The sequence below is a fragment of the Kitasatospora sp. NPDC057512 genome (assembly GCF_042802135.1).
Taxonomy (GTDB): Bacteria; Actinomycetota; Actinomycetes; order Streptomycetales; family Streptomycetaceae; genus Kitasatospora.
The window spans coordinates 1-22,009 of record NZ_JBHVET010000024.1; the positions used below are offsets into that span (position 1 = coordinate 1).

At 72.3% G+C, this 22,009-nt stretch carries 16 protein-coding genes; 9 read left to right on the forward strand and 7 right to left on the reverse strand.

From position 1 onward, the window contains the following. Window positions 1-237 precede the first annotated feature (237 nt). Complete coding sequence (locus ACFU6K_RS03440; protein ID WP_380660627.1) at window positions 238-399, reverse strand: hypothetical protein; 162 nt, start codon at window positions 397-399, stop codon at window positions 238-240. A gap of 1,299 nt (window positions 400-1,698) precedes the next feature. On the opposite strand from ACFU6K_RS03440, the gene ACFU6K_RS03445 reads away from it, so the two are divergent. The 9 genes from ACFU6K_RS03445 (at window position 1,699) to ACFU6K_RS03485 (ending at window position 13,577) form a co-directional block, all read left to right on the forward strand. Continuing rightward, the gene (locus ACFU6K_RS03445) at window positions 1,699-4,419 is read left to right on the forward strand and encodes a BTAD domain-containing putative transcriptional regulator (protein ID WP_380660628.1); all 2,721 of its coding nucleotides are present in this window, start codon (window positions 1,699-1,701) and stop codon (window positions 4,417-4,419) included. A 127-nt stretch (window positions 4,420-4,546) separates the two neighbouring features. Further along, on the forward strand, window positions 4,547-5,269 hold the full coding sequence (locus ACFU6K_RS03450; RefSeq protein ID WP_380660629.1) for a DUF4232 domain-containing protein: 723 nt from the start codon (window positions 4,547-4,549) through the stop codon (window positions 5,267-5,269). Window positions 5,270-5,331: 62 nt separating this feature from the next. Beyond that, complete coding sequence (locus tag ACFU6K_RS03455; protein WP_380660631.1) at window positions 5,332-6,069, forward strand: helix-turn-helix domain-containing protein; 738 nt, start codon at window positions 5,332-5,334, stop codon at window positions 6,067-6,069. 69 nt (window positions 6,070-6,138) lie between these two features. After that, window positions 6,139-7,584, forward strand: a complete 1,446-nt coding sequence (locus tag ACFU6K_RS03460; protein ID WP_380660632.1) for a CoA transferase — start codon at window positions 6,139-6,141, stop codon at window positions 7,582-7,584. Between the two features lie 170 nt (window positions 7,585-7,754). Further along, on the forward strand, window positions 7,755-8,948 hold the full coding sequence (locus tag ACFU6K_RS03465; RefSeq protein WP_380660633.1) for a CaiB/BaiF CoA transferase family protein: 1,194 nt from the start codon (window positions 7,755-7,757) through the stop codon (window positions 8,946-8,948). Window positions 8,949-9,042: 94 nt separating this feature from the next. Next, window positions 9,043-10,191, forward strand: a complete 1,149-nt coding sequence (locus ACFU6K_RS03470; RefSeq protein WP_380660634.1) for an acyl-CoA dehydrogenase family protein — start codon at window positions 9,043-9,045, stop codon at window positions 10,189-10,191. After that, a complete protein-coding gene (locus ACFU6K_RS03475) occupies window positions 10,188-11,255 on the forward strand; it encodes an acyl-CoA dehydrogenase family protein (RefSeq protein ID WP_380660635.1) in 1,068 nt (355 codons plus the stop codon). Before ACFU6K_RS03470 ends, ACFU6K_RS03475 begins: the two co-directional genes overlap by 4 nt. A gap of 382 nt (window positions 11,256-11,637) precedes the next feature. Beyond that, window positions 11,638-12,417, forward strand: a complete 780-nt coding sequence (locus ACFU6K_RS03480; protein WP_380660637.1) for an AraC family transcriptional regulator — start codon at window positions 11,638-11,640, stop codon at window positions 12,415-12,417. Window positions 12,418-12,605: 188 nt separating this feature from the next. Further along, window positions 12,606-13,577 carry an alpha/beta hydrolase gene (locus tag ACFU6K_RS03485; protein WP_380660638.1) on the forward strand — a complete coding sequence of 324 codons (972 nt, stop codon included), beginning with the start codon at window positions 12,606-12,608 and terminating at the stop codon, window positions 13,575-13,577. Between the two features lie 8 nt (window positions 13,578-13,585). Here the strand turns inward: ACFU6K_RS03485 and ACFU6K_RS03490 are convergent, their stop codons facing one another. The 6 genes from ACFU6K_RS03490 to ACFU6K_RS03515 form a co-directional block, all read right to left on the reverse strand. Then, complete coding sequence (locus ACFU6K_RS03490) at window positions 13,586-16,345, reverse strand: AAA family ATPase (RefSeq protein ID WP_380660639.1); 2,760 nt, start codon at window positions 16,343-16,345, stop codon at window positions 13,586-13,588. A 214-nt stretch (window positions 16,346-16,559) separates the two neighbouring features. Next, window positions 16,560-17,486 carry a ribosome-inactivating family protein gene (locus ACFU6K_RS03495; protein ID WP_380660640.1) on the reverse strand — a complete coding sequence of 309 codons (927 nt, stop codon included), beginning with the start codon at window positions 17,484-17,486 and terminating at the stop codon, window positions 16,560-16,562. A gap of 440 nt (window positions 17,487-17,926) precedes the next feature. Next, entirely contained in the window at window positions 17,927-18,883 is a 957-nt protein-coding gene (locus ACFU6K_RS03500; protein ID WP_380660641.1) for a helix-turn-helix domain-containing protein, read from the reverse strand. 118 nt (window positions 18,884-19,001) lie between these two features. Continuing rightward, window positions 19,002-19,820 (reverse strand): carbohydrate ABC transporter permease, encoded by an 819-nt coding sequence (locus tag ACFU6K_RS03505; RefSeq protein WP_380660642.1) that lies wholly within the window; start codon window positions 19,818-19,820, stop codon window positions 19,002-19,004. Between the two features lie 19 nt (window positions 19,821-19,839). After that, window positions 19,840-20,763, reverse strand: a complete 924-nt coding sequence (locus ACFU6K_RS03510; protein WP_380660643.1) for a carbohydrate ABC transporter permease — start codon at window positions 20,761-20,763, stop codon at window positions 19,840-19,842. After that, complete coding sequence (locus tag ACFU6K_RS03515) at window positions 20,735-21,988, reverse strand: extracellular solute-binding protein (protein WP_380660644.1); 1,254 nt, start codon at window positions 21,986-21,988, stop codon at window positions 20,735-20,737. The genes ACFU6K_RS03510 and ACFU6K_RS03515 overlap by 29 nt, the downstream gene beginning before the upstream one ends. Window positions 21,989-22,009 lie beyond the last annotated feature (21 nt).

The following is a 22,009-nucleotide window of genomic DNA, read 5'->3' on the forward strand; positions in this document are numbered from 1 at the left end:
TGTCTATTCTCAGTGGTCGTAGCTCATGGCGAGCCCCCTTTCTTCTCGACGGACAGAGGGATCACGGGGAGATGGCTTTTGCGACCCCGAAAGATCGGATCGCCTCGCGGCGTCAGTCGACAGACAGCCGACGCCACCCGCTCCCGTGAAGTCGGGACCTGCACCTACCGAAAGGCCAGGCTGAAGAAATGACCACGCCAGACATCCCCGGTGGCTCTGGACGGCGGCCGGAATCACTTACGCAAACAGCGACTCCAGCGGCTCCACGTGGAGGTCAGGCCGTGTCCATCGGTCTTCAAGATAGTCGGACAGGTGAAGCGTGGTGACGAGCTCATCGCGGTGATAGTGTCCGGCCGACCCGGCGCCGATCACCAGATATTCAAGGCTGATGTCTAACATGCAAAAACTCCGCGTGCGCCCGTCTGGGCATGTCCGTGGCGAGGTAAGGGGATATTCCCCTTCAAGAAACCCCTGCTGAGCATGCGGCCGTGTGCGGCACATGCAATATCGACGTGCGTCTGCTCACGCGTTGATACCGCCGAAACCGACTTCCTTTTCTTTTGCCTGACCCGGCCGGCTGTCCGACCGAGGAAGATCAGTACGTGATCAATTTAATTGGCCGCCGTTCCGCCAGTCAAGCGTGGATGATCTTGCCTGACCCTGTCAAATGTCAAAAACGTATCCGCCGGATTGCCTGGGATTACCAGAACGTTCCGTATCCATGTGGCCGCAACAAAACTCCCCCCATTCGCCATGAAACACCTGAAACGGCTGAGGTGATCATCACATCTTCCGGCAGCCCGCCCGACAGGTCAGTACAACTACTCCAGTGCGGTTTCGTGATCTATCCAGTCCCTGCCGATAGCCGGTCTGTCAGCCAAACCCGTCTTCGACGACTTCGTTCCTGCCGACTACGCCCACGTTCTCGCATGGCTGCTCGGGCACCCAGTCGAGAAGATATCCAATGGGCAGAAGCTCCTGACTCTTCTCCACGACGGCCAGGGCAACCCGTACCGCATGCCGATACCCGCCGACGAGGGGACCAAGTGGGTTCGGAGTGGTCGCGTCCGGGGTGGGGGCCCTCGGGCCGCACGCCAGAGGCGTCGTGCGGCACCTTCCGGACGCCTCCGCAGGCCCGATCGACTCCTGATCATCTGTGCACGGTGATCATCGGTGGGGCGGTGCGAGTGGGAGAATCGGCCGGAGCCGGCCCGCTGTGGGGTGATCGGGGGCCGGGCTTCTGGTGCACATCCGGGAGGGGTGGACGTGGCGTTCGCATCGGTTCACGGATATCCGTGAGTTCGGGCGATCGTGGGGTGCGGGGGGCGAGCATCTCGGGATGACTTCGAGCACGCTGGCCACGGCCGGGTCGACGCCTCGGGCGTCCAGTGGCGGGATGGTCTCCCCGCTGCTGCACGCTCTCGGTGACCTCGATCCGGCCCGGGGACGAGGAGATCACCGTCGTCGGGGTGGATCCCCTGGTGCCGTCGGTGCATCGCCTCGCCGATGCCATGTCTGCCGTGATCGGTTGGCCTGACGATCCGTTGCCCTGGCGCGACGAGGAGGGCGACGACACGTACTGGGCGTCCCATCGGCTCCGTTGCCGGTCGGCCGGGCTGGTCGGTGACGGGGCAGCGCGGTTTCCGTACAGTTCGACGTCCCGATCCCCAGTAGCCCTCGGAAGATAGGGTTCCGTCCATGGAGTTCCAGGTCCTCGGCCCCGTGTCGGTCAGCGGGAGCGATGGGCCGTTGTCGCTCGGGCCCGCCAAGCGGCGCAGTCTGCTCGCGATGCTGTTGCTGCGGGCCAATGTCGCGGTCTCCGTCGACACGCTCACCGAGGCGCTGTGGGACGACGAACCACCGCTGCACGCCCGCACCGTGATCCAGGGCCATGTCTCGCGCCTGCGGGCACTGTTGGCGGGCGTCGACGCGTCGGCGTACGGCGTGGAGCTGAGCACGCGCGGCTCCGCGTACCACCTGGAACTGCCGGAGACGCTGCTCGACGCCCACCGCTTCGAGGGGCTTGTGGCGCTCGCCCGCCGTGCCACCGACCCGGGTGACAGGGCCGCGCTGCTCGCCGAGGCGCTCGCCCTGTGGCAGGGCCCCGCGCTGGCCGGCGCCTACCCGTCGCCGCTGCTTCGCTCCGCCGCGCACACCTTGGACGAGGCGCGGCTCGCGGCGGTCGAGCTGCTCGCCGACGCGTACGTGGTGGGCGGTGAACACGAGCGCGCCGTCCAGCTGTTGCGACCGGAGACCGGGGCCCATCCGCTGCGCGAGCCGCTGGCCGCCCGGCTGGTCGAGGCGCTGCACCACGCGGGGCGTTCCTCGGAGGCCCTGGACGCCTACCACCGCGCCCGCCAGGTCCTCGCCGACGAGCTCGGTGTCGCTCCGGGCGCCGAGTTGACCGCCGCCTTCACCCTCGCCCTCGGTCCCGACGGCGCCCTCGCGGCCCGGGCTGATGCGCCCCGACCCGCCCTGGAACCCGTTCGGGTCCGGCCCAACCTGCTGCCTCGTACCCCGCGTGGATTCCACGGCCGCGCCACGGAGAGCGCCGCGCTGACCGCGGCCGCGGCCGGACCCGACGGGCCGGTCGTCGTGGTCACCGGGCCCGCCGGGGTCGGCAAGACCGCACTGGCCGTGCACTGGGCGGCCGGCCGGCACCCCGACTTCCCCGACGGGACGCTCTACGCCGATCTGCGCGGGTTCAGCGACACCTCGGACCCCGAACCGGCCGAGCTGCTGCGGGAGTTCCTCGTCGCTCTCGACGTTCCACCGCGCCGGATGCCCGAGTCGGCGGACGCCGCCGGTGCCCTGTTCCGCTCGCTCACCGCCGAGCTGCGCCTGCTCGTCGTCCTCGACAACGCCCGTACCTCCGCCCAGGTGCGCCCGCTGCTGCCCACGGGACCCGGCTGCGTCACCGTCGTCACCAGCCGTGCCCGCCTCGCCGGTCTCGTCGCCTCCGACGCCGCCCGCGTCGTCGCCCTCGACGTCCTCGCCACCGATGACAGTGTGGCCCTGCTCACCCGTGTCCTCGGCGAGCATCGCACCGCCGCCGAGCCCCAAGCGGCCCGCCGTACGGCCGAGTTGTGCGGCGGGCTGCCGCTCGCGCTGCGGGTCGCCGCCGCTCGGCTGGTGGAACTCCCCGCCCTCGGCCTCGCCTCCTTCGCCGACCGGCTCGCCGACGAGCGCCAGCGGCTCGCGCTGCTCGCCGCCGAGGACGTCGGCGTCGCCTCCGCGCTGCGGCTCACCACCGCCCACCTCCCCGCCGACGCGGCGCAGCTGTTCACCGCGCTCGGCCATCACCCGGGCACACACGTCGACCGGTTCAGCGCCGCCGCGCTCGCCGGTACGACCCCGCCGGACGCGGCCCGCGCCCTCGACCGCCTGGTCGCCGCGCACCTGCTCACCGAGACCGCCCCCGGCTGCTACGTCCTGCACGACCTGGTCCGTCTCTACGCGCGTAGCCAGAGCCGCGACCCGGCCTCCCGCGCCGCGGCCCGGCTGCGCCTCTACGACCACTGCGTGGCGACCGCGCTGTCCGCCTCCGAGGCCGCGGAACCTGGCGGGGAGCCCGCCTTCGTACAACCCGACGACTTTCAGCAGCCGCACGCGGTAAGGGACTTCACCAGTCGCGAGGAGGCGCTCGGCTGGTTCGCCGCCGAACGCGACGACCTCGCCCTGATCGCCGCCGCGGCCCGCGCCGAGGGCCGGCCCGAGCGGGCCTGGCGGATCGCCGTGACGCAGTGGCCGTTCGTGGTCTGGCGGGTCCTCGCCGACTGGGCGCCCACCCTGGAGGCCGCCCTCACCGACGCCCGCGCCTGCGCCGACCCCTATGCGGAGGCCCGCGTCCTGACCCTGCTCGGCTGGGTGCTCGCCGAGGAGGGCCGCACCGCCGAGGCCGTCCGGCACCTGCGGGTCGCACCCGAACTCGCGGCCCGCGCAGGCGACGTACTCGGCGAGGCCACCGCCCTCGTCAACCTCGCCGCGGCCCTCCCCGACGACGAACCCGGCGCCGCCGAAACGGCCTGCACCCGCGCCCTCGCCCTCGCCACCGAGGCCGGTGACGCGCACACCCGGATGCTCGCGCTCCAGCACCTGGCCCGCATCCACCTCGGCGCGGGCCGCCACCGGCAGGCGTACGAGGCGGCCGAGGTGGCGCTCGGCCTCGGCCCCGAGCACGAGGCGGTCGCCCGGCGCGTGCTCCTGCGCACCTGGCAGGGCGAGGCGCTGGCCGGGCTCGGCGACACCACGGCCGGGCGGCGCTGCCTCGCGCGGGCCGCGCTCGAGGCCGAGCAGACCGGCTACGACGCGGGCGCCGTCACCGCGCTCGATGCCCTGCTGCACATCGCCGACCAGGACGCACTGCCCGAACTGCGGCGCCGGCACGCGGCGGCACACGCCAGGATCCGGGAGCGTTAGCGGGGCGATAGCGCCGCCGCCGCGCTCGTTAGTGATCTGCCAGCGCGCCGCAACACCCTCGTTCATGCAAGGGGAAGCGACCTCGTACAGGATCGCGACCCACGAACGAGAACCGGGGGAACCAGCCATGCGCACCACCACCCGTCCCGCCCTGCTCGCCGTCGGCGCCGTCGCGCTCGCCCTGTCCCTGACCGCCTGCAACGACGACAGTGGCACGCAGGGCAGCGGCGCCGCCGGCACCAGCGCGTCATCAGCCGCCCCGTCGGGTTCCAGCTCGGCGCCGGCTGCGGCCGCGACCTCGGCCGCGACCTCGGCGCCGGGTGCGGCCTCGGCGTCGCCCGGGGGCAAGACGAGCGCGAGCGGTGGAGGCAAGACGCCCTCCGGCACCGGCGGGGGCGGCGCCACCGCGGCCTGCACCACCAAGAACACCTCGGTGACGTTCCTTCAGTCCTCGGGCCACGCCAGTGACGCGCAGCCCGCCGCCGCGACCATCAAGATCACCAACAGCTCGGGTGCCCCCTGCACCATCGTCGGCCCGACGACCGTGGTCGCCGCCGACGACCAGGGCAAGGCGAGCCCGGTCTCGGGGGACAACTCCACGGCCGGTTCGGAAGCGGTCGACGTCCCGGCGGGCGCTGCGGTGGTGGCGGACGTGCTGTACAACGACGTGAACGGCGAGGGCACCTCGTCGGCCCGTTACACCTGCCCGGTGCAGGCGTCCCACGTCAAGGTCGCGCTGCCCAAGGACGTGGGCACCACGGTGAACGTGATGAAGGCGAACGGCTCGCCGGGCGGCGTCTTCAGCGTCTGCGGCACCGACTTCAAGGTCGGAGCCTTCGCGGCACGGTAGAGCGTGGCGCGGCCCGTGCGTTCGCACGGCCGGGGACGGACAACGGGGACGGGGCGGGCGGGATGAGCGAGCACGGCCGACGGCGGCGTCACCGCACGGTGGACCGGGTCGTGTGGATCCTGGAGGCCGCCGCGCGGGCGCCGGGCGGGGTGACCGTGGCCGAGTTGGCGCGGACGGTCGGGGCGCCGGCGAGTTCGGTGCAGGACCTGGTCAACGGACTCGTCGCGACGGGATTCCTCCTGGAACAGCGTCGGCGCTACCGGCTCGGGCCCGCCCCGCACGTCCTCAACCTCATCGCCGGCCGGGTCGTCCCGCGGATCGGCCAGGCCGAGCTCAACGAGCTGAGCCGCGTCGCGGGTACCCCGGTGCTGCTCACGGTGCGGGTCGGGCTCGACGCCGTGCACCTCGCGCGCGGCGGCGAGGACGAGATCCCCCGCCTCCTGCCGCTCGCCGACGAGCACATGGCCCGGCCGCTCCTGCGCACCGCCGCGGGCCGTCTGCTGCTGGCCTTCACCGACGAGGCGGAGCGCCGGGGGCTGCTCGACGAGCTCGCCCGCCACGACCCCGAGGCGGTCGCCGAGTTCCGCCGTGCCCTCCCCGGGATCCGCGCGTCGCGGATCAGCCGCAGCGAGGGCCTGGCCGATCCCGAGGTCAGCGCGCTCGCGATCCCCGTCACCGACGGCCCCGTCGTCACGGGCGCCCTCGTCCTGACGCACCGGCGTCGTGGCCGCTCGGAGCGGCTGAATCTGGACCGGGCGGCGGCCCGGCTCCTCGCGCACATCCAGGAGGGGCGGACCTGACGTCCGCACCGGTTCACGGATATCCGTGAACGCGGGCGCTCGTGCGGTGCGGGGAGCGAGCATCCCGGCATGACTTCGAACACGCTGACCACGGCCGGGCCGACGCCTCGGCCGTCCACCGGCGAGCTGCTCTCCCGGCTGCTGCACACCCTCGGCGACCCCGATCCGGCCCGGGGGGCCGAGGACATCACCGTCGTCGGGGCGGATCCCCTGGTGCCCTCGGTGCACCGCCTCGCCGATGCCATGTCCGCCGCGATCGGTGTCTTCGGGCGGCAGACGGCGGCGGTCGGCGAACAGCGCGGCCACCCGCACCAGAAGGTCCGGGTGCAGGCCGGGGCCGCGATCGACCAGCTCATGGCGACGCATCACACGACGCTGTCGGGACGCCCGCTCGGTGCGCTCCTCGACGACCCGACCCTGCTCGGCAACAGCGACTTCTACCGGGCGCGCGACGGCCGGTGGATCTTCATCATCACCACCTATCCGCATCTGCGGGACGCGGTCCACTCCGTGCTGAGGTGCGGGCTCGACAAGGTGGGGATCGCGCGGGCCGCGGCCGGCTGGGACGCCTTCACGCTGGAGGAGGCCGTCTGCGCGCGGGGCGGCGCCGCCTGCGTGGTGCGCAGCCGGGACGAGTGGCTCGCGCACCCCGCGGGGCGCCATGTCGCGCAGCGCCCGGTCGTCGAGATCGAACGCGTCGGTGACGGACCGGCCCGGCCGCTGGAGCCGATCGGTGCGGACGACGAGGCGCTCGCGGGCGTACGGGTGCTCGATCTCACCCATGTCATCGCAGGTCCCGTCGCGGCGCGGCTCCTCGCCCAGTTCGGCGCCGACGTGCTGCACCTGTCGCGTCCCGACCGCCCCGACCCGATCCCGATGATCGCGATGACCGGCGGCGGCAAGCGCAACGCCTACTGCGACCTGCGCGACGATCACGACCGCGCGGCCTTCCACGACGTCCTCCAGGACGCGGACGTCTTCGTCCACGCCTACCGGGGACTCGCCCGGCACGGGGCGTCGACCGAGGAACTCGTCCGGCGCCGCCCCGGACTCATCACCCTCGAATACCACGCCTGGGGCGCCGACGGCCCCTGGGGCGAACGCGGCGGGTTCGACCAACTCGCCTGCTCGGCCACCGGATTCGCCATCGAGGAGTGGACCGACCGGCCGTCGCTGCCGCCGACGTACCTGCTCAACGACTACCTCGCCGCCTACCTCGGGGCTGCCGCCGTCGCAACGGTCCTGCGCCGGCGTGCGGCGGAGGGCGGCTCGTGGCGGATCCGCGTGACCCTGGCCGGAGTGTGTCACTGGGTGCGGGAACTCGGTCTGCTCGCGCGGGAGGACGTACTCGACCTGCCCCGGCCCGGGCGCGCGCCGCTGGCCGCGCTGTCGACCACGGGGACCGACTTCGGCCCGCTCACCGAACCGGCGACACCGTTCGCCTACAGCGGGCGCACGGTCCCCCAGCCCGGCCGGCGGTCCCCGCTCGGGTCCGCCGCGCTCCAGTGGCGTTAGGGCCTCGGCCACCGCTACGCGACCAGCCCCGGCAACCGCAAACCGCTGCCCCGTGCCGACCGGTGCGGCGAGTCCTACCGCATCCGCCTCTTCGGCACCACGTGTCCGCCGCCGCCCGTACCGCACCACCGTTCATCCACCCCACCCGACACCCCAGGAGGCACAGGAAGATGTCCGAGAAGCCGAGCGGCCCGTCCGGCCGAGGACTCCTCGCCGGAGTCCGCGTCATCGAACTGGCCAGCGTGATCATGGCTCCGTACGCCGCCCAGCAACTCGGGGACCTGGGCGCCGACGTGATCAAGGTCGAGCCGCCCACCGGTGACATGACGCGCCACTACCCGCCGCAGCGCCACCCCGGCATGGGCGGCGCGGCACTCAACCTGAACCGCAACAAGCGCAGCGCCGCCATCGACCTCAAGGCCCCACACGGCCGCGACGCCCTGCTCGCCCTGCTGCGCACCGCGGACGTCCTCATCACCAACCTGCGCCCGCAGGCCCTGGAGAAGCTCCGCCTCGGCTACCACGACGTCGCGGCCGTCAACCCCGGCCTGATCTACGCCAACGCCCAGGGCTTCCGCAGCGACAGCCGCTACGGCACGCACGCCGCGTACGACGACATCATCCAGGCGGCCAGCGGCCTGGTCTGGCTCAACCACCAGGTCTCCGGCCAACCCCACTACGTGCCCACCGTGCTGGCCGACAAGATCTGCGGCATGCAGATCGCCCAGTCGGTACTGGCCGCTCTGTACCACCGGGAGCACGGCGGCACCGGGCAACACATCGAGGTCCCGATGGCCGACACCATGCTCGCCTTCAACCTGGTCGAGCACCTGGGCGCGGCCGCCCTGGAAACCGACGGGGCGTTCGGCTCGCCGCGCTCGCTCAGCCCGCAGCGCCGCGCCCTGCGCACCGCCGACGGCTGGATGTGCATCCTGCCGCAGAGCGACCGCAACTGGCGGGACTTCACCGCCTTCGTGGGCCGCCCCGAACTGGCCGCCGACCCGCGCTTCGCCACCGGCCCCGACCGGGCCCGCAATGCCGACGCGTTCTACCCGCTGCTCGCGGAGCTGACGCCACGGCACACCAGCGCCCAGTGGCAGGAGTTCTGCGACCGGGCGGGCATCGCGGCCGCCCCCGTGCTCGACCTGGCCTCCGCCGCCACCACCGCCTACGCCCGCGAGGGCGGCCTGCTGCGCGAGGCCGACCACCCCACCGAGGGCCGCTACCGGGTCATCGGCGTCCCGGTGCACTACTCGGCCTACCCGGAGCCGGAGCTGCGGCCCTGCCCGGCCATCGGCCAGCACACCGAGGAGGTCCTCCGGGAAGCCGGCTTCGGCCCTTCCCTGCTGCACCCCGCAGGCTGACCGGACTCCCGTACCGAAGAGAAGTCAACCGCTCGTTCACCAGCCCAGGAGCGAATGAACCATGTCGCCTTCAACGCCTTCAACGCCTTCACCGATGGCATTCCCCGAGGTCGTCCTGCCCGCATCGGCCCACCGGCTCCGTACCGAGGTCCGCGCCTTCCTTGACGAGGAGCGCGCCCGCGGCACCGTACTCGGCCGCCCCGACTCCTGGCTGGCCGGCTGGGACCCCGACTTCAGCCGCCGCCTCGCGGAGCGCGGCTGGGTCGGCATGGCCCTGCCCGTCGAGTACGGCGGCGCCGGCCGCGGCTTCCTGGAGCGCTACGTGGTGATCGAGGAACTGCTCGCCGCCGGCGCCCCGGTCAGCGCCCACTGGGTCTCCGACCGGCAGGCCGGCCCGTCCGTCCTCCAGCACGGCACCGAGGAGCAACGCCGCTTCTTCCTGCCCCGGATCGCCGCCGGGCAGTGCTTCTTCTCCATCGGCATGAGCGAGAAGAGCAGCGGCTCCGACCTCGCCTCGGTCGCCACCCGAGCCGAACGGACCGCCGACGGCTGGCGGTTGATCGGCACCAAGATGTGGACCGGCGGCGCTCACGTCAACGACTACGCCATCGTCCTCGCCCGCACCGACGAGGCCGATGACAGGCACGCCGGCCTCAGCCAGTTCATCGTCGACCTGCGTGCCCCGGGCGTGCGGGTCGAGCCGATCCGGCTGATGAGCGGCGAGCACCGCTTCAACGCCTTCCACCTCGAAGGCGTCGACGTCCCCGACGGCATGCTGCTCGGGCAGCGGGGCGACGGCTGGAAGCAGGTCACCGGCGAACTCGCCTTCGAGCGCAGCGGCCCCGAACGCTACCTGTCCACCTTCCCCCTGCTGGTCTCCCTGCTCCGCGAACTGGAGCAGCGCTCCGCGACAGCCGAACAGCTCACCCAGGTCGGCATCCTGGCAGCGCGCCTGCACGGCATCCGCCGACTGTCCCTCGGGGTGGCCGCCGCCCTGGACGCCGGAGCCTCGCCCGACACCCAGGCCGCCCTGGTCAAGGACCTCGGCACCCGTCTGGAGGGCACCCTGGTCGACACCGTCCGCAGCGTCCTGCCGACCCCCGCCGACCCGCACGCCACCCCCGGCAGCCACCCGGAACTGCTCGCCTTCGCCCTGCTGCACAGCCCCGGCTACACGCTGCGCGGCGGCACCAACGAAATCCTTCGCGGCATCATCACTCGCGGTCTGGAGCAGCACCGATGAACACCCACACGATCGACACCAGCGCCCCCGCCATCTCCGCCGACGCCTACGACACCACCGCCTTCCACGCCGATGCGGACGCCATCGCCGTCGTCACCAACACGACCGCCCCGGACGCCGTGGCCCTCCCCGCCCCGGACGCCTCGACCGCCGAACTCCTCGCCGCCGCCCAGGAGGCCGGGCGCCGCGCCGTCCCCGCCCCGCTCGCCGAGACCGCCCTGGTCGCCCGCCCGCTGCTGCGCCGCGTCGGCCTCCCCGTCCCGGACGGCCCGCTCAGCTACGCCGTCGCGCCGGAGCTGACGATCCGCTACGCCCGTCCGGCCGCCTCCGCCGTCGGTTCGGCCGGCTGCCTGGGCGACGACGACACCCTGCTGGTCACCGGCACCCTGCGCCGCGTCCCCTGGGCCCGCACCGCCACCGCCGTCGTCGTCCTGGCCACCGCCCCCTCCGGCCCTGTGCTGTTCACCCTCACCCCGGACCAGGCCGTCCTCACTCCCGGCGGCAACCTCGCCGAGGAACCCCGCGACGACCTGCACCTCGCCGCCCTCGAGATCCCCGCCCCGAAGGTCCGCCGGATCTCCCCGGAACTGCTCGACGAGGCCCGGCTCCGCGCGGCCCTGGCCCGGGCCGCCCTGATCGCCGGGGCCGCCGAACGCTGCGTGGAACTGACGGTCGCCCACACCGCCGCCCGCACCCAGTTCGGCCGTCCGCTCAGCCGCTTCCAGGCCGTCAAGCAGGAGCAGGCACGGCTCATCGAGGAGGCCGCCCTGGTGCGCGCCGCCGTCCAGGCCGCCGCCACCCCCCTGGACACCGGCGGGGCGGCCGCCCACTTCGCCGTCGCCGCCGCCAAGACCCAGGCATCCGCCTCGGTCGCCGAGATCGCCCGCATCGCCCACCAACTCCACGGCGCGATAGGCATCACCCGGCTCAGCCCGCTCCACCTCGCCACCACCCGCCTGTGGTCCTGGCGTGACGAGGACGGCGACGAAACCACCTGGGCGCCCGCGTTGGCCCGGTCCGTCACCAGCGCCACCCTCTGGCCCACCCTCACCGCCACGCCCTGACCCCTCGACCCGGCCATCGTTTGCGCAGGTCGGAGGCCGTTTTCACCGAAGGGTGGAAACGGCCTCCTCGATGTTCTGTCGGCTGGTGGTCGTGTGGTGGTCCCGTGCCGCGCTGGTGGATCCGTGGGGCGCGCCTGCCGGGCGGCCGGGTGCGTAGTCGTGTCGACGGTCATGTGACGCATGCCTGGGCGTGAGGCCCCCTGCCACAGTGAGGTGCGTGAGGCCGCCCGCGGCGGCGCCCTGGTGCTGGGGGCGGTCGCCGGCCCTGCCCGCCGTCGCACCTGTTCGCGACCGGGTCGGAGGGGCGGGTGCCGGCCTCGACCGCGCGAGGGATGTGCGGGTCCTGCTGCTTTCCGGGCCGCGATTCGACGGGAGAAACTCGATGACGACGATGTCCTGGCATGCCCAGGCCGTCTCCGCGGTGCCTCTGAGGAACGAGGAGTTCTTCCATCTGGCGCTGACGCTCGACGACTCGGTGATGATCACCGGCGATGGTGACGAGATCCGCCTGGCGGAGGGGGACCTGGTCTTCTGCAATCCGGGCCGGTCTCGCTCCCCGAGGTTCGCCGACGACGGCCGGATCGCCGTCCTTCGGCTGCCTCGTCGCCTTCTGGAGCTGTCGGAAGCGGACTGCGATCGCCTCACCGGAATGGTCTCGCGAGGCGGTGACGGCTTGGGCGCACTGGTGTCGAGTTGTCTGGCCGAGCTCACCGGCGGGGGGCGGGACCACAGTCCGGAGACCATGTACCGGCTCACCCGCACCACCGTGGATCTGCTCGTGGTCCTTGTCATGGAGCTTCTCCAGGCGGAGGGTGAAGACCTTTCGACGGTCCCCCGCAGCGAACTGCTCGCGCAGATCCAGAACCACATCGAGAAGCACCTGACGGATCCGGATCTGTCGCCGTACTCGATCGCCCGCGCCAACCACATATCGGTCCGCTACCTGCACAAGATCTTCCAGCAGGAGGGCACCACGGTGGGTCAGTGGCTGCGGCAGCGCCGGCTGGAATCCTGCAGGAACGACCTGAGGCGCACACCGAACCGCAGGATCGCCGTCTCGGCGGTGGCGAACCGTTGGGGCTTCGTCAGCGCGTCGCACTTCAGCCGCATCTTCCGGGAGGAGTACGGCATGAGTCCCAGCGAATGGCAGGCCCTGTCGTGATCACGGCCGTCCTGGCACGGCCCCGATCGGCTTGTGCGCTGTGGGGGCAGTCGTGTGCGCTCCTGGCACGGTGCCCCGCGCCCGGCGACATAGCGTGGCAACAAAGTACGGCTCCGATGCCTTCCTGAGGGTCCGACGCCGTCACGTCGGCCCCACCGACAGCTCACGTACATCATGGGAGAACCCGCATGCCTGGTGCCGTGGAGCCGGTACGACCGGTGCTCGAACCGGCGGCAGCCGCCTTCGCGGAGGCCGCCACCCGCCGGCCCTACCTGTTCGAGCTGCCCCCGGCGGAAGGGCGCAGGGCCGTCGAGGAGATGCAGGGCTGTGGGGTCGCCAAGGCCGCGATCGAGGAGGAGTGGATCACCGTACCGGGCGGTCCGACCGGCAGCGTTCGGGTGCGGATCGTGAAGCCCGCCTGTACCGAGGGCACCCTCCCCGTCATCCTCTACCTGCACGGTGCGGGATGGGTGTTCGACGGCGCCCGGACGCACGACCGTCTGGTCCGTGAACTGGCCGTCGGTGTCGAGGCCGCCGTGGTGTTCCCCGACTACGCCCTCTCACCCGAGGCCCGCTACCCGGTCGCCATCGAGCAGAACTACGCCGTCGCCCAGTGGGTCGTGCGGCAGGGCGCGGCGAAGGGGATGGACGGCACGCGGATCGCGGTCGCCGGTGACTCGGCCGGCGGGAACATGGCCATCGCGCTGACGCTGATGGCCAACGAGCGCGGTGACGTCCCGCTGGTGTACCAGCTGTTGTTCTCGCCGGTGACCGATGCCGCCTTCGACACCGGCTCCTACCACCAGTTCGCGACCGGGTACTTCCTGCGGCGCGACGGCATGCGGTGGTTCTGGGACCAGTACACGACCGACGAGAGCGAGCGTGCCCGGATCACCGCCTCCCCGCTGCGCGCCTCCACCGAGCAACTCGCCGGGCTGCCACCGGCCCTGATCATCACCGCCGAGGCCGATGTCCTGCGCGACGAGGGCGAGGCGTACGCGGGCAAGCTGCGCGCGGCCGGGGTCCCGGTGGTCTCCGTGCGGTTCACGGGTGCCATCCACGACTTCGTGGTGCTCGACGCCCTGCGCGGGACCTGCGCGGCCGAGGCGGCCATCACGCTGGCCGCCGACACCCTTCGCGTCGCCCTCTACAACGTCTGACGGGGTCGCTATTCGCCGCCGAGGTCGGCCAGGTGGAGCTGGCCGCGGGAGGTGATGTCGAGTTTCTGGAAGATGCTGCGCAGGTGCTGGCCCACCGTGCGGTGGGAGATGAACAGTCGGGTTCCGATCTCGCGGTTGGTGATCCCGGTCGCCGCCATCCTGGCGATCTGGAGTTCCTGCGGGGTGAGGGTGTCCGCGGTGGACGGTGCGGCCCGGCGGACGGCTTCGCCCGCCGCGCGCAGTTCGGACCGCGCGTCCTGGGCGAAGACGGTGGCGCCCAGCGCGTCGAAGCTCTCCACGGCCGCCCGCAGGGGTCGTCGGGCCTCCAGGATGCGGCGCCGGCGGCGCAGCCATCGACCGTAGGACAGCTGCAACTGTGCTCGGTGGAAAGGCCAGTTGACCAGCATCCTGTCCTCAAGGGCCTGTACGTAGGAGGCCTCCGTCAGGTCGGGGGCGACGACCAGGGGCCGGGTGCGGGTGACCATGGCCTTCAGGAGCGGGGCGGTCGTCTTCTCGGCCAGCGCGTTGAGCCGGGTGTGGTGGTGCGCGGCCTCCTCGGTGTGGTCGGTGCGGACCGCGGCCTCGATGAGGTCCGCGGCGCCGAAGAGGCCCAGGACCGGGTGGTAGGTGATGTCGGCCGGATCCAGCACCCGCGTCAACTGCTCGTAGGCGTCGCTGTACAGCTTGTTGGCCATGGCGTGACGCCCCTTGGCGAACTGGGCGAATCCGAGCATCGAGTGCGCTCCGGCGGAGAGCAGTTCCGCCTCGGCCCCCCGGATGAGTTCCTCCGCGGTGTCGGACTCCCCGCGTTCGCTCGCCAGGGTGGCCAGTACCAGGTCGGCGGCGCACGCCCACAGGGATCGGCCGGTGTCGCGGGAGAGCCGCCGGGACTCGTCCGCCGCGGTGTGCGCCAGCCGGTGTTTGCCGAGGTGGAGGGCGGCCCAGGCCTGGCACACCAGGGCTTCGCCGAGCAGTCCCAGGCGTCCCTGCCGGCGCAGGCCGTCGACGGCGGCGTCATGGTAGGGCCAGGACAGGTCGAGCGCCCAGATCCCGGTGAGCGAGGAGCCCAGGGCGTGCTGTTCCGCCGGGTCGTCCACGGCCCCGGGGGCGATCCGGGTGGTCGTGTCGATGATCCGGGCCGCCTGGCCGACGGGGTCGCCCAGGGCGGCGACGGACAGGGCCATCGGGTCGCTGTCGTGCCGCTGCAGCCGCCGTGCCGCCTGGACGAAGAGGTCGCGGGTCTCCTGCGTCGGGTTGTCGTGCCAGCACCTGATGGACAGCGGCCACAGCGCGTTGAGCGCGAGTGCGGCGCCCTCGCTGTCGGTACCGGCCAGCTGGTCCGCCACGTCGGCGAACGCCCTCACCCGCTCGGGCCCGAGCCAGCTCTCGTGGTTCAGCACCTCGCTCCACAGGGTGAGGCGCAGCCTCTCCTCGGTCCGGAGCTCCGCGGACTGTGCCTCGGCGAGCTGCCGGCGTGCCGTGGCGGCCTCGCCGAGTTCGAAGTTGATCTCCGCCGTGCGCAGGAGGAGCCGGCCCCGGTGCGTGTGGGGGAGGCTGCGGAGGGCGGCCTGTCGCAGAGCCTCGGCCGCGGCCCGCGGGGCGCCTCGGGTCAGTGCTCTGAGGGCGGCCTGTTCGAGGTCGAGCGCCACGTCGTCGTTGGCCCCGGGGGTCGCGGCCGCACGGTGCCAGGCCCTGCGTTCGGGCTGTCCGGCCATGGCCTGCGCCAGCGCCGCGTGCGCGCTCAGCCGACGGGACGGGTTGGCGGCATGGTAGATGGCCGAGCGGACCAGGGGGTGGCGGAAGTGCACCTCGTGCCCGCGGATCTCGAGCAGCCCCGCGTCGACGGCGGGCTCCAGGGCGGCGACCGAGAGGCCGCCGCCGACCAGGCCCTGCGCGCTCTCGATGATCTCCGCGAGGTCGGCGCCGTCGTCGGCGGCGGCGACCAGCAGGACGGTCCGGGTGGGCTCGGGCAGGTCCGCGGCGCGTGCGAGGAAGGACCGTTCCAGGCGGCGGGTGGTCGGCACCAGGGGCAGCAGTGCCGACGGGGCGCTGCCGTCCCCGCGCAGCACCGTCGGCAGTTCGACCAGTGCCAGCGGATTGCCGGCGGCCTCGGCCAGGATCCGTTGACCGAGGGAGGGGTCGAGCCCGGGCGTGCGTGCCCGCAGGAGCGCCGCCGCCGCGTCGTCGTCGAGCCGGTGGAGCTGCATCTCGGCCAGGCCGGCGTCGTTCAGCACGCTCTCGTGGCCCTCGCGGACGGCCGTGAGCAGGGCGATCCGCTCGCCTTCGAGCCGTCGGGCGACGAAGGCGAGCACCTCGCTGCTCGCCCGGTCGATCCACTGCACGTCGTCGATCAGCAGGACGACGGGGGCTTCGTCGGCGAGGCTGCTGATCAGCTCCAACGAGGCCAGCCCCACGGAGAACATCCCCGGCGCGGCGCCGTCGTTCATGCCGAAGGCCGCGTAGAGGGCCTGCCGCTGGGGCTCCAGGAGGGACGGAGCGTGGTCGGGCAGGACCGGAGCGAGCAGTTGGTGCAGTCCGGCGTAGGGAACGGAGGCCTCGGACTGCACACCGAGCGCCGACAGGATCCGGCCGCCACGGGCGAGGGCGGTTTCCCGGGCCGCGCCGAGGAGGGCGGTCTTCCCGATGCCGGCCTCGCCACGCAGCAGCAGGGCGTCGCCGGCCCCGTCGAAGCAGTGGGAGAGGAAGTCGGACAGGAACCGCAGTTCGCCATCACGCCCGTACAACACGTCCCCGTCCGGAGTCACCACCACGAGAGCGTCGGCTCGCTCGGGTGCGGATGACCTCACCCCGGGTACCCGGGTCCCGACACACCTTCACTCGGCTGAGAGCGACCCTCGCCTTACGGCCCGAAGGTAACATAGCCCCAGGTCAAGGAAGGAACCGTGCCCGCCGGCGCTCCACTCGGTCGTGGACCGTGGTCCGGGTGGAGGCGGCGGGCGGGTCGACAGGCCGGCGGGCCCGTCAGAGCTCGTCGTGGTTCCAGTCCCCGTTGTCGGTGTGGGGGCCGCCCATGGTCATCTGCACGTACCGGCGCAGGGTGCCGAGGTTGTCGACCCATCCGACGGTCGGAACCTCGACCGCGGTCGCGTTCTGACCCGACGAGACACGGGTGTAGAAGCGCGACAGGGCGTCCCAGTTGTTCTCCAGCGCCTGCTGCTGGATCGGCAGGGTCCGCACGCTCAGGTCGGTCATCGCCGCGCGGAAGGTGCCCTCGACGTCGTTGAACCGGGCGGCCTCGGACAGGGCCTGGATCATCAGGCTCAGTGACCGGGCGGTCGCCTGGCGCTGTTCCCAAGGGTTGGTCACGATCGCCAGCTGCAGGATGGAGCCCCGCACGTCGCGCCAGCTGATGGGCGTGTTCTCCCGGTTCCGGTTGGCCGCCCCGGCCAGCGAGTTGTAGTTCGAGCCGAAGTTCAGGGTCTGGACGTTGTGGCTGACCGGCGGCGCCGGGGCGGTGGTCTCCGAGATCCGAGCCTGCAGGGCGCCGTTGAGGTCGCCGAACTGGTAGGTGTCGCCGTGCTCGTTGGAGAAGCCCCACACGTAGAGGTTGGAGGGGTTGATCCAGATGTCGGTGCGGTGGCGCTGGTCGTGGTCGTCGAGTGCGCTCAGCGAGACCTGGACGAGACCGACGTCCTCGAGCTGGGTCTCCTGCACGTTGTAACCCGCCACCGCCGCCCGCAGGCTGCCCAGGAAGTTGGAGTACCGCATCCGCTCGTTGTCGCCGGGGCTGTCCGACAGGTCGAACCACACGTGGGACATGTGGCGCCACTCGGTGCGGGCCTCGGCGGTTCCGGCCGCGCCGAGCACGCCGGTGAGCGCCATGCTCAGGCCCACGCCTGCCAGGAGGACCGAACGGAGCCGTGCGCGGACGGTGGTGTGCCTCTTCATCGTCTTCTCTCTCGCTTGCCGGACCGACGAACTGACGGTCCGTCCGATCCGGGGGCGGCGCCGTTCGGGCGCCGCGGTTCTTCTTCCGGACAGCACTGTGCCACGCGGCGGGGCGCGCGCGGGGCGGGTCGATCGGCCCGTACGGGCGGCCTTCGGCCGGGCGGGCCGGGCGTCCGGCCGGATCGATGGCGGGGATGCGGGAGGGCGTCACGGCGTGGCGCTTCGGTCTTCAGCTCGCTTGATGTCAAAGGTATATGACGTATAGTCAAAGACTTTCGAAGAGCGGGGCGCGGGGCAGTGCCGCGGGTCCGTCGTTCGGGGAGAGCACCCACGCCCGAACGCGCGCGTTCGGCATCGGGCCTCCGGAGAGGTGCAGAGTCGGCACAGTGATGGGCACTGACGGTCAAGCCCGGTGGAGCGGCCGACGGGGCGGCGGGGGGTCACCGTGCCGGGTTGTTGCCGAGCTGCCAGTCCCTGGGGGGCATGCCGTAGGCGGCGCGGAAGGCGCGGCTGAAGTGGCTGGAGTTGGCGAAGCCCCAGCGGCGGGCGATGCCCGCGATGCCGAGTTCCGCGGCGACCGGGCGGAGGAGGTCGCGGCTGCAGCGCTCCAGGCGTTGGGCGCGGATCCAGCTGCTGACCGTGGTGTCTTCGAGGTGGAAGAGCTTGTGGAGGAACCGGACCGACATGAAGTTGGCCTCCGCGATCGTGGACGGGCGGAGGTCCGGGTCGTGGAGGTTGCGCAGGATGTGGTCCTTGACCCGTTCCAGGGAGGCCGTACTCCGCGGGGCCTGTCGGCGGGAGCGGACGGAGCGGTCGTCGACGAGGAGGGCCAGCAGGTCGAGTGCGGTGGTCGCGGCCCGGCGGCCGACGGCCTCGTCCAGGACCCGCGCCTCGCGCGCCATCCGGGAGAAGTAGGTGGCGACCAGGGCGGCGCTGCCCTCGGCGCCGCTGAAGGGGGTGGCGGTCAGTGCCCGGAGGTCCCGTTCCGAGACGTCCAGCTCCGCGCGGGGGAAGTGGAAGGAGGTGAAGACGAACCCCTCCTCGATCTTCTTCCGGAAGACCCGGGAGGTGTCGGTGAAGGAGAACTCGCCCGGCCGGATGAGGGACTCCCTGCCGTCCTGCTCCTTGAGTGCCCTGCCGCGCTCCTGCAGGCTGAGGATCAGCGACGGGGGACCGTCGTCGGCGAGCATGCGCCGGGTGCGCGTCACCACCTGCGGCCCCGCCTGGACCCGCAGTATCCGGATCGGGCCGAGTTGGTGGCCGACGATCGCCCCGGGCGACGGAACTTCCTCCAGGAGGTCCACGGCCATCGGCACGAAGGCGTGGGACACCGCCTCGTGCCAGCTCTCCGCCCGGTCGGAGGCGGACAGTCGCGCGGTGGAGAGAGATGCGGGCACCGGGTTCCTCTCGGTCGGTCGGCCACCGGTGGCCCCGTCCACCGCTGTGCCGTCCGGACCACCATGCCAGCGGGCCCGGGGCGGGACATCGCGTGAACCTAGTAGATCGGGGGTGGCCTCACTTCTCGGCCGCACCGGTGGCGGCGCCGGTGACGTGGCGCTGGGCGGCGACGAGCAGGACGGCGGCGGGGACGGAGGCCAGGACGGCGGTGGCCATGACGGCGTTCCAGCGGTCGGTGTGGGCGCCGAGGTACTGGTAGACGCCCAGGGTGATCGGCCGGACGGTGTCCGTGGTGGTCAGGGTGAGGGCGAAGAGGAAGTCGCTCCAGGCGAGGAGGAAGGTGAAGACGCCGGCCGTGATCAGTGCGTTCCGGCTCAACGGGAGCACCACGGAACGGAAGACGCGCAGTCGGCCGGCGCCGTCCACCCGTGCGGCGTCGATGACCTCCTCGGGGATGCTCCGCATGAACGAGTGCAGGACGACGATCGCGAAGGGGACGCCGGCGGTGGAGTCGGCGAGGACCAGCCCGAGGCGGGAGTTCAGGAGCCCCAGGTCGTTGTAGGCGCCGTAGAGCGCGTTGGCCACCACGATGCCCGGCACCGCCTGGGTGGTCAGGACGCCCAGGAGCACGACCCTGGTGCCGCGCAGGCGGAACCGGGCCAGCGCGTGGGCCGCCGGTGCGGCGAGGGCCAGGCTGAGCAGCGCGCTGCCGAGGGCCACCACGAGGCTGGTGACGAGGTTGCCCCCCTGGTCGCGCAGCGCGGTGGCGTATCCGCTGAGGTCCGGGTGGAGCGGGAACCAGCCTCCGCGCAGGGTGTTGCCGGCCGGCTGGAGGGAGGCGTTCACCATCCAGTAGACGGGGAACAGCATCAGCGCGAGCAGGACGATCCCGACGAGGGTGGACAGCGGGCCGCCGCGGCCGGGTGGGCGTTTCACGGGAGCGACTCTCCGACGGTCAGACGGTCCGGGCGCGCCGGTCGGCGCGCAGGTGGAGGACGGCGAACACCAGCGAGAGGACGATGAGCAGGTTGCCCATCGCCGCGCCGCGCCCGAAGTCGAACTGCCGGAAGGACAGTTCGTAGGCCTGGGTGGCGATGGTCTCGGTGGCGCCGGCCGGCCCGCCGCCCGTGACCACCAGGATGACGTCCAGCACCTTGACGGTGTAGACGACGCCCAGCACGAGCACCACGCGGACCACCGGCCGCAGCAGCGGCCAGGTGATGTGGCGGAACGAGGCCAGCGGCCCGGCGCCGTCCAGCCTCGCGGCCTCGTACAGGTGCGGGGGGATGTCCTGCAGACCGCCGTACAGGATCGCGGTGTTGAAGGGGACGCCGACCCAGACGTTGACCAGGACCACCGACAGCAGCGCCTGGGAGGTGCCGGTGAGCCAGGGGACGCCGGTCGACGTGAGGTGGAGGCCGCGCAGCACCGCGTTGACGACTCCGGTGTCGGGGTCGAGCATCCACTTCCAGATGGTCCCGGAGGCGACCAGCGGCAGCAGCCACGGCAGCAGCAGGAGTGAGCGCAGCACGCCGCCGAGCGGGAAGCGGCGCCGGAAGAACAGGGCGAAGGCCAGGCCGAGGGCGAACTGCCCCAGGACCGAGCCCGCCGTGAACACGGCCGTGGTCAGCAGGGTCCGGGGGAAGGTGGGGGACGAGAGGACCGCCGCGTAGTTCCGCAGGCCCGTGAACGGGGCGTCACCGGTGTAGAAGCTCGTGACGGTGTACTGCTGGAAGCCCGTCACGACGTTGTCGACGATCGGGTAGCCGAAGAACAGCAGCAGGTACGCCGCGGCGGGCGCGATGAACAGCCACCGGGTCCATCGCTCCGCGCGCCGGACCGGCGACGGGTCAGCGGCCCGCGGCGGTCTGCTGCGCATGGCCGAGGGCTTCCTCCGGTGTCTGTTCGCCCGTCAGCGCGGACTGGATCGCGGTGTAGATCCCGGTCGCCGCCCTGGGCCACTCGACGCCGAGTTCGCTGGTACGGGAGCGTGCCGTCGTCACGCTCCGGGCGAAGGCGGCCACCGACGGGTTCTGCTCGGCGTGCTGGGCGGCCACCGCGGTGCGGGAGGGCACGGTGTGGTGGTCCCGGGCCACGGTGAGCATGTTCGAGGGGGAGTTCAGGCAGGCGAGGACCTGGGCGGCCTTCTCCTGCCGGGCCTTGGAGGGGTTCTGCGGCACCGTCCACACCTCTCCGCCGAGCGGGGTGACCAGGGTCTGCCCCGGACGGGGGACGGGAACGGGTGCCACTCCCCAGTGCAGGTCCGCATCCTGTTCCAGGGCGGGGACGCGCCACGGGCCGTTGATCATCATGGCCGTCCGTCCGGCGACGAACTGGTCGTGGACGTCGGCCTGGGTCCAGTTCAGCACCGACTTCGACATGGACCCGCTCTTCACCAGGTCGACCCAGAGCTGGAGCGCCTGCGCGGCCTGGGGGGTGTCCAACCGCCGTTCGTCACCGCCGTTGGACCACAGGAAGGGCAGGAACTGCCAGGTGCCCTCGAAGGTGGCGTTCGCGTCGACCGCCATGCCGTAGCGCCCGGGACGGGTCAGCGCGGCCGCGGCGGCCTTCAGTTCGTCCCAGGTCGTCGGGACGGCGAGGCCGGCCTCGGCGAGCATGTCCTTGTTGTAGATCAGGGCGACGGTGCTGACGTTGGGGGCCAGCCCGTACAGCTTGCCCTGGTAGCTGCCCGCGGACGCGATGCCCGGGGCGAAGCCGTCGGCGTCGATGCCGTAGCCGTCCAGCGGGGTCAGCGCGCCGGCCCGGGCGATCTGCTGCAGGTCGGGGTTGTCGAGCATCAGCAGGTCGGGGAGGGTCCGTGAGGACGCCTGCTGCAGGACCTTGGGGATCAGGGACGCCCCAGGGACGCTCGTCTGCTCGACCCGGACCCCGACCGTCCGCCCGCACGCGGTGAGCAGGTCGCCCCACTGGGCGTGTTCGGTCTGGTCGGTGTAGTAGTCGAGCGCGGTGATGGCGGTGACCTCACCCCCGGCCGGCCCGGAGCCGGTGGGGCCACCGCACCCGGTGGCGGCCGGCACCAGGAGGAGGATCCCGGTCAGGAGGGCGGCGATCCGCCGAGCCGACGATCTGGCCGGTGAGATCATGCTGATGCCTTTGCCGGGTGC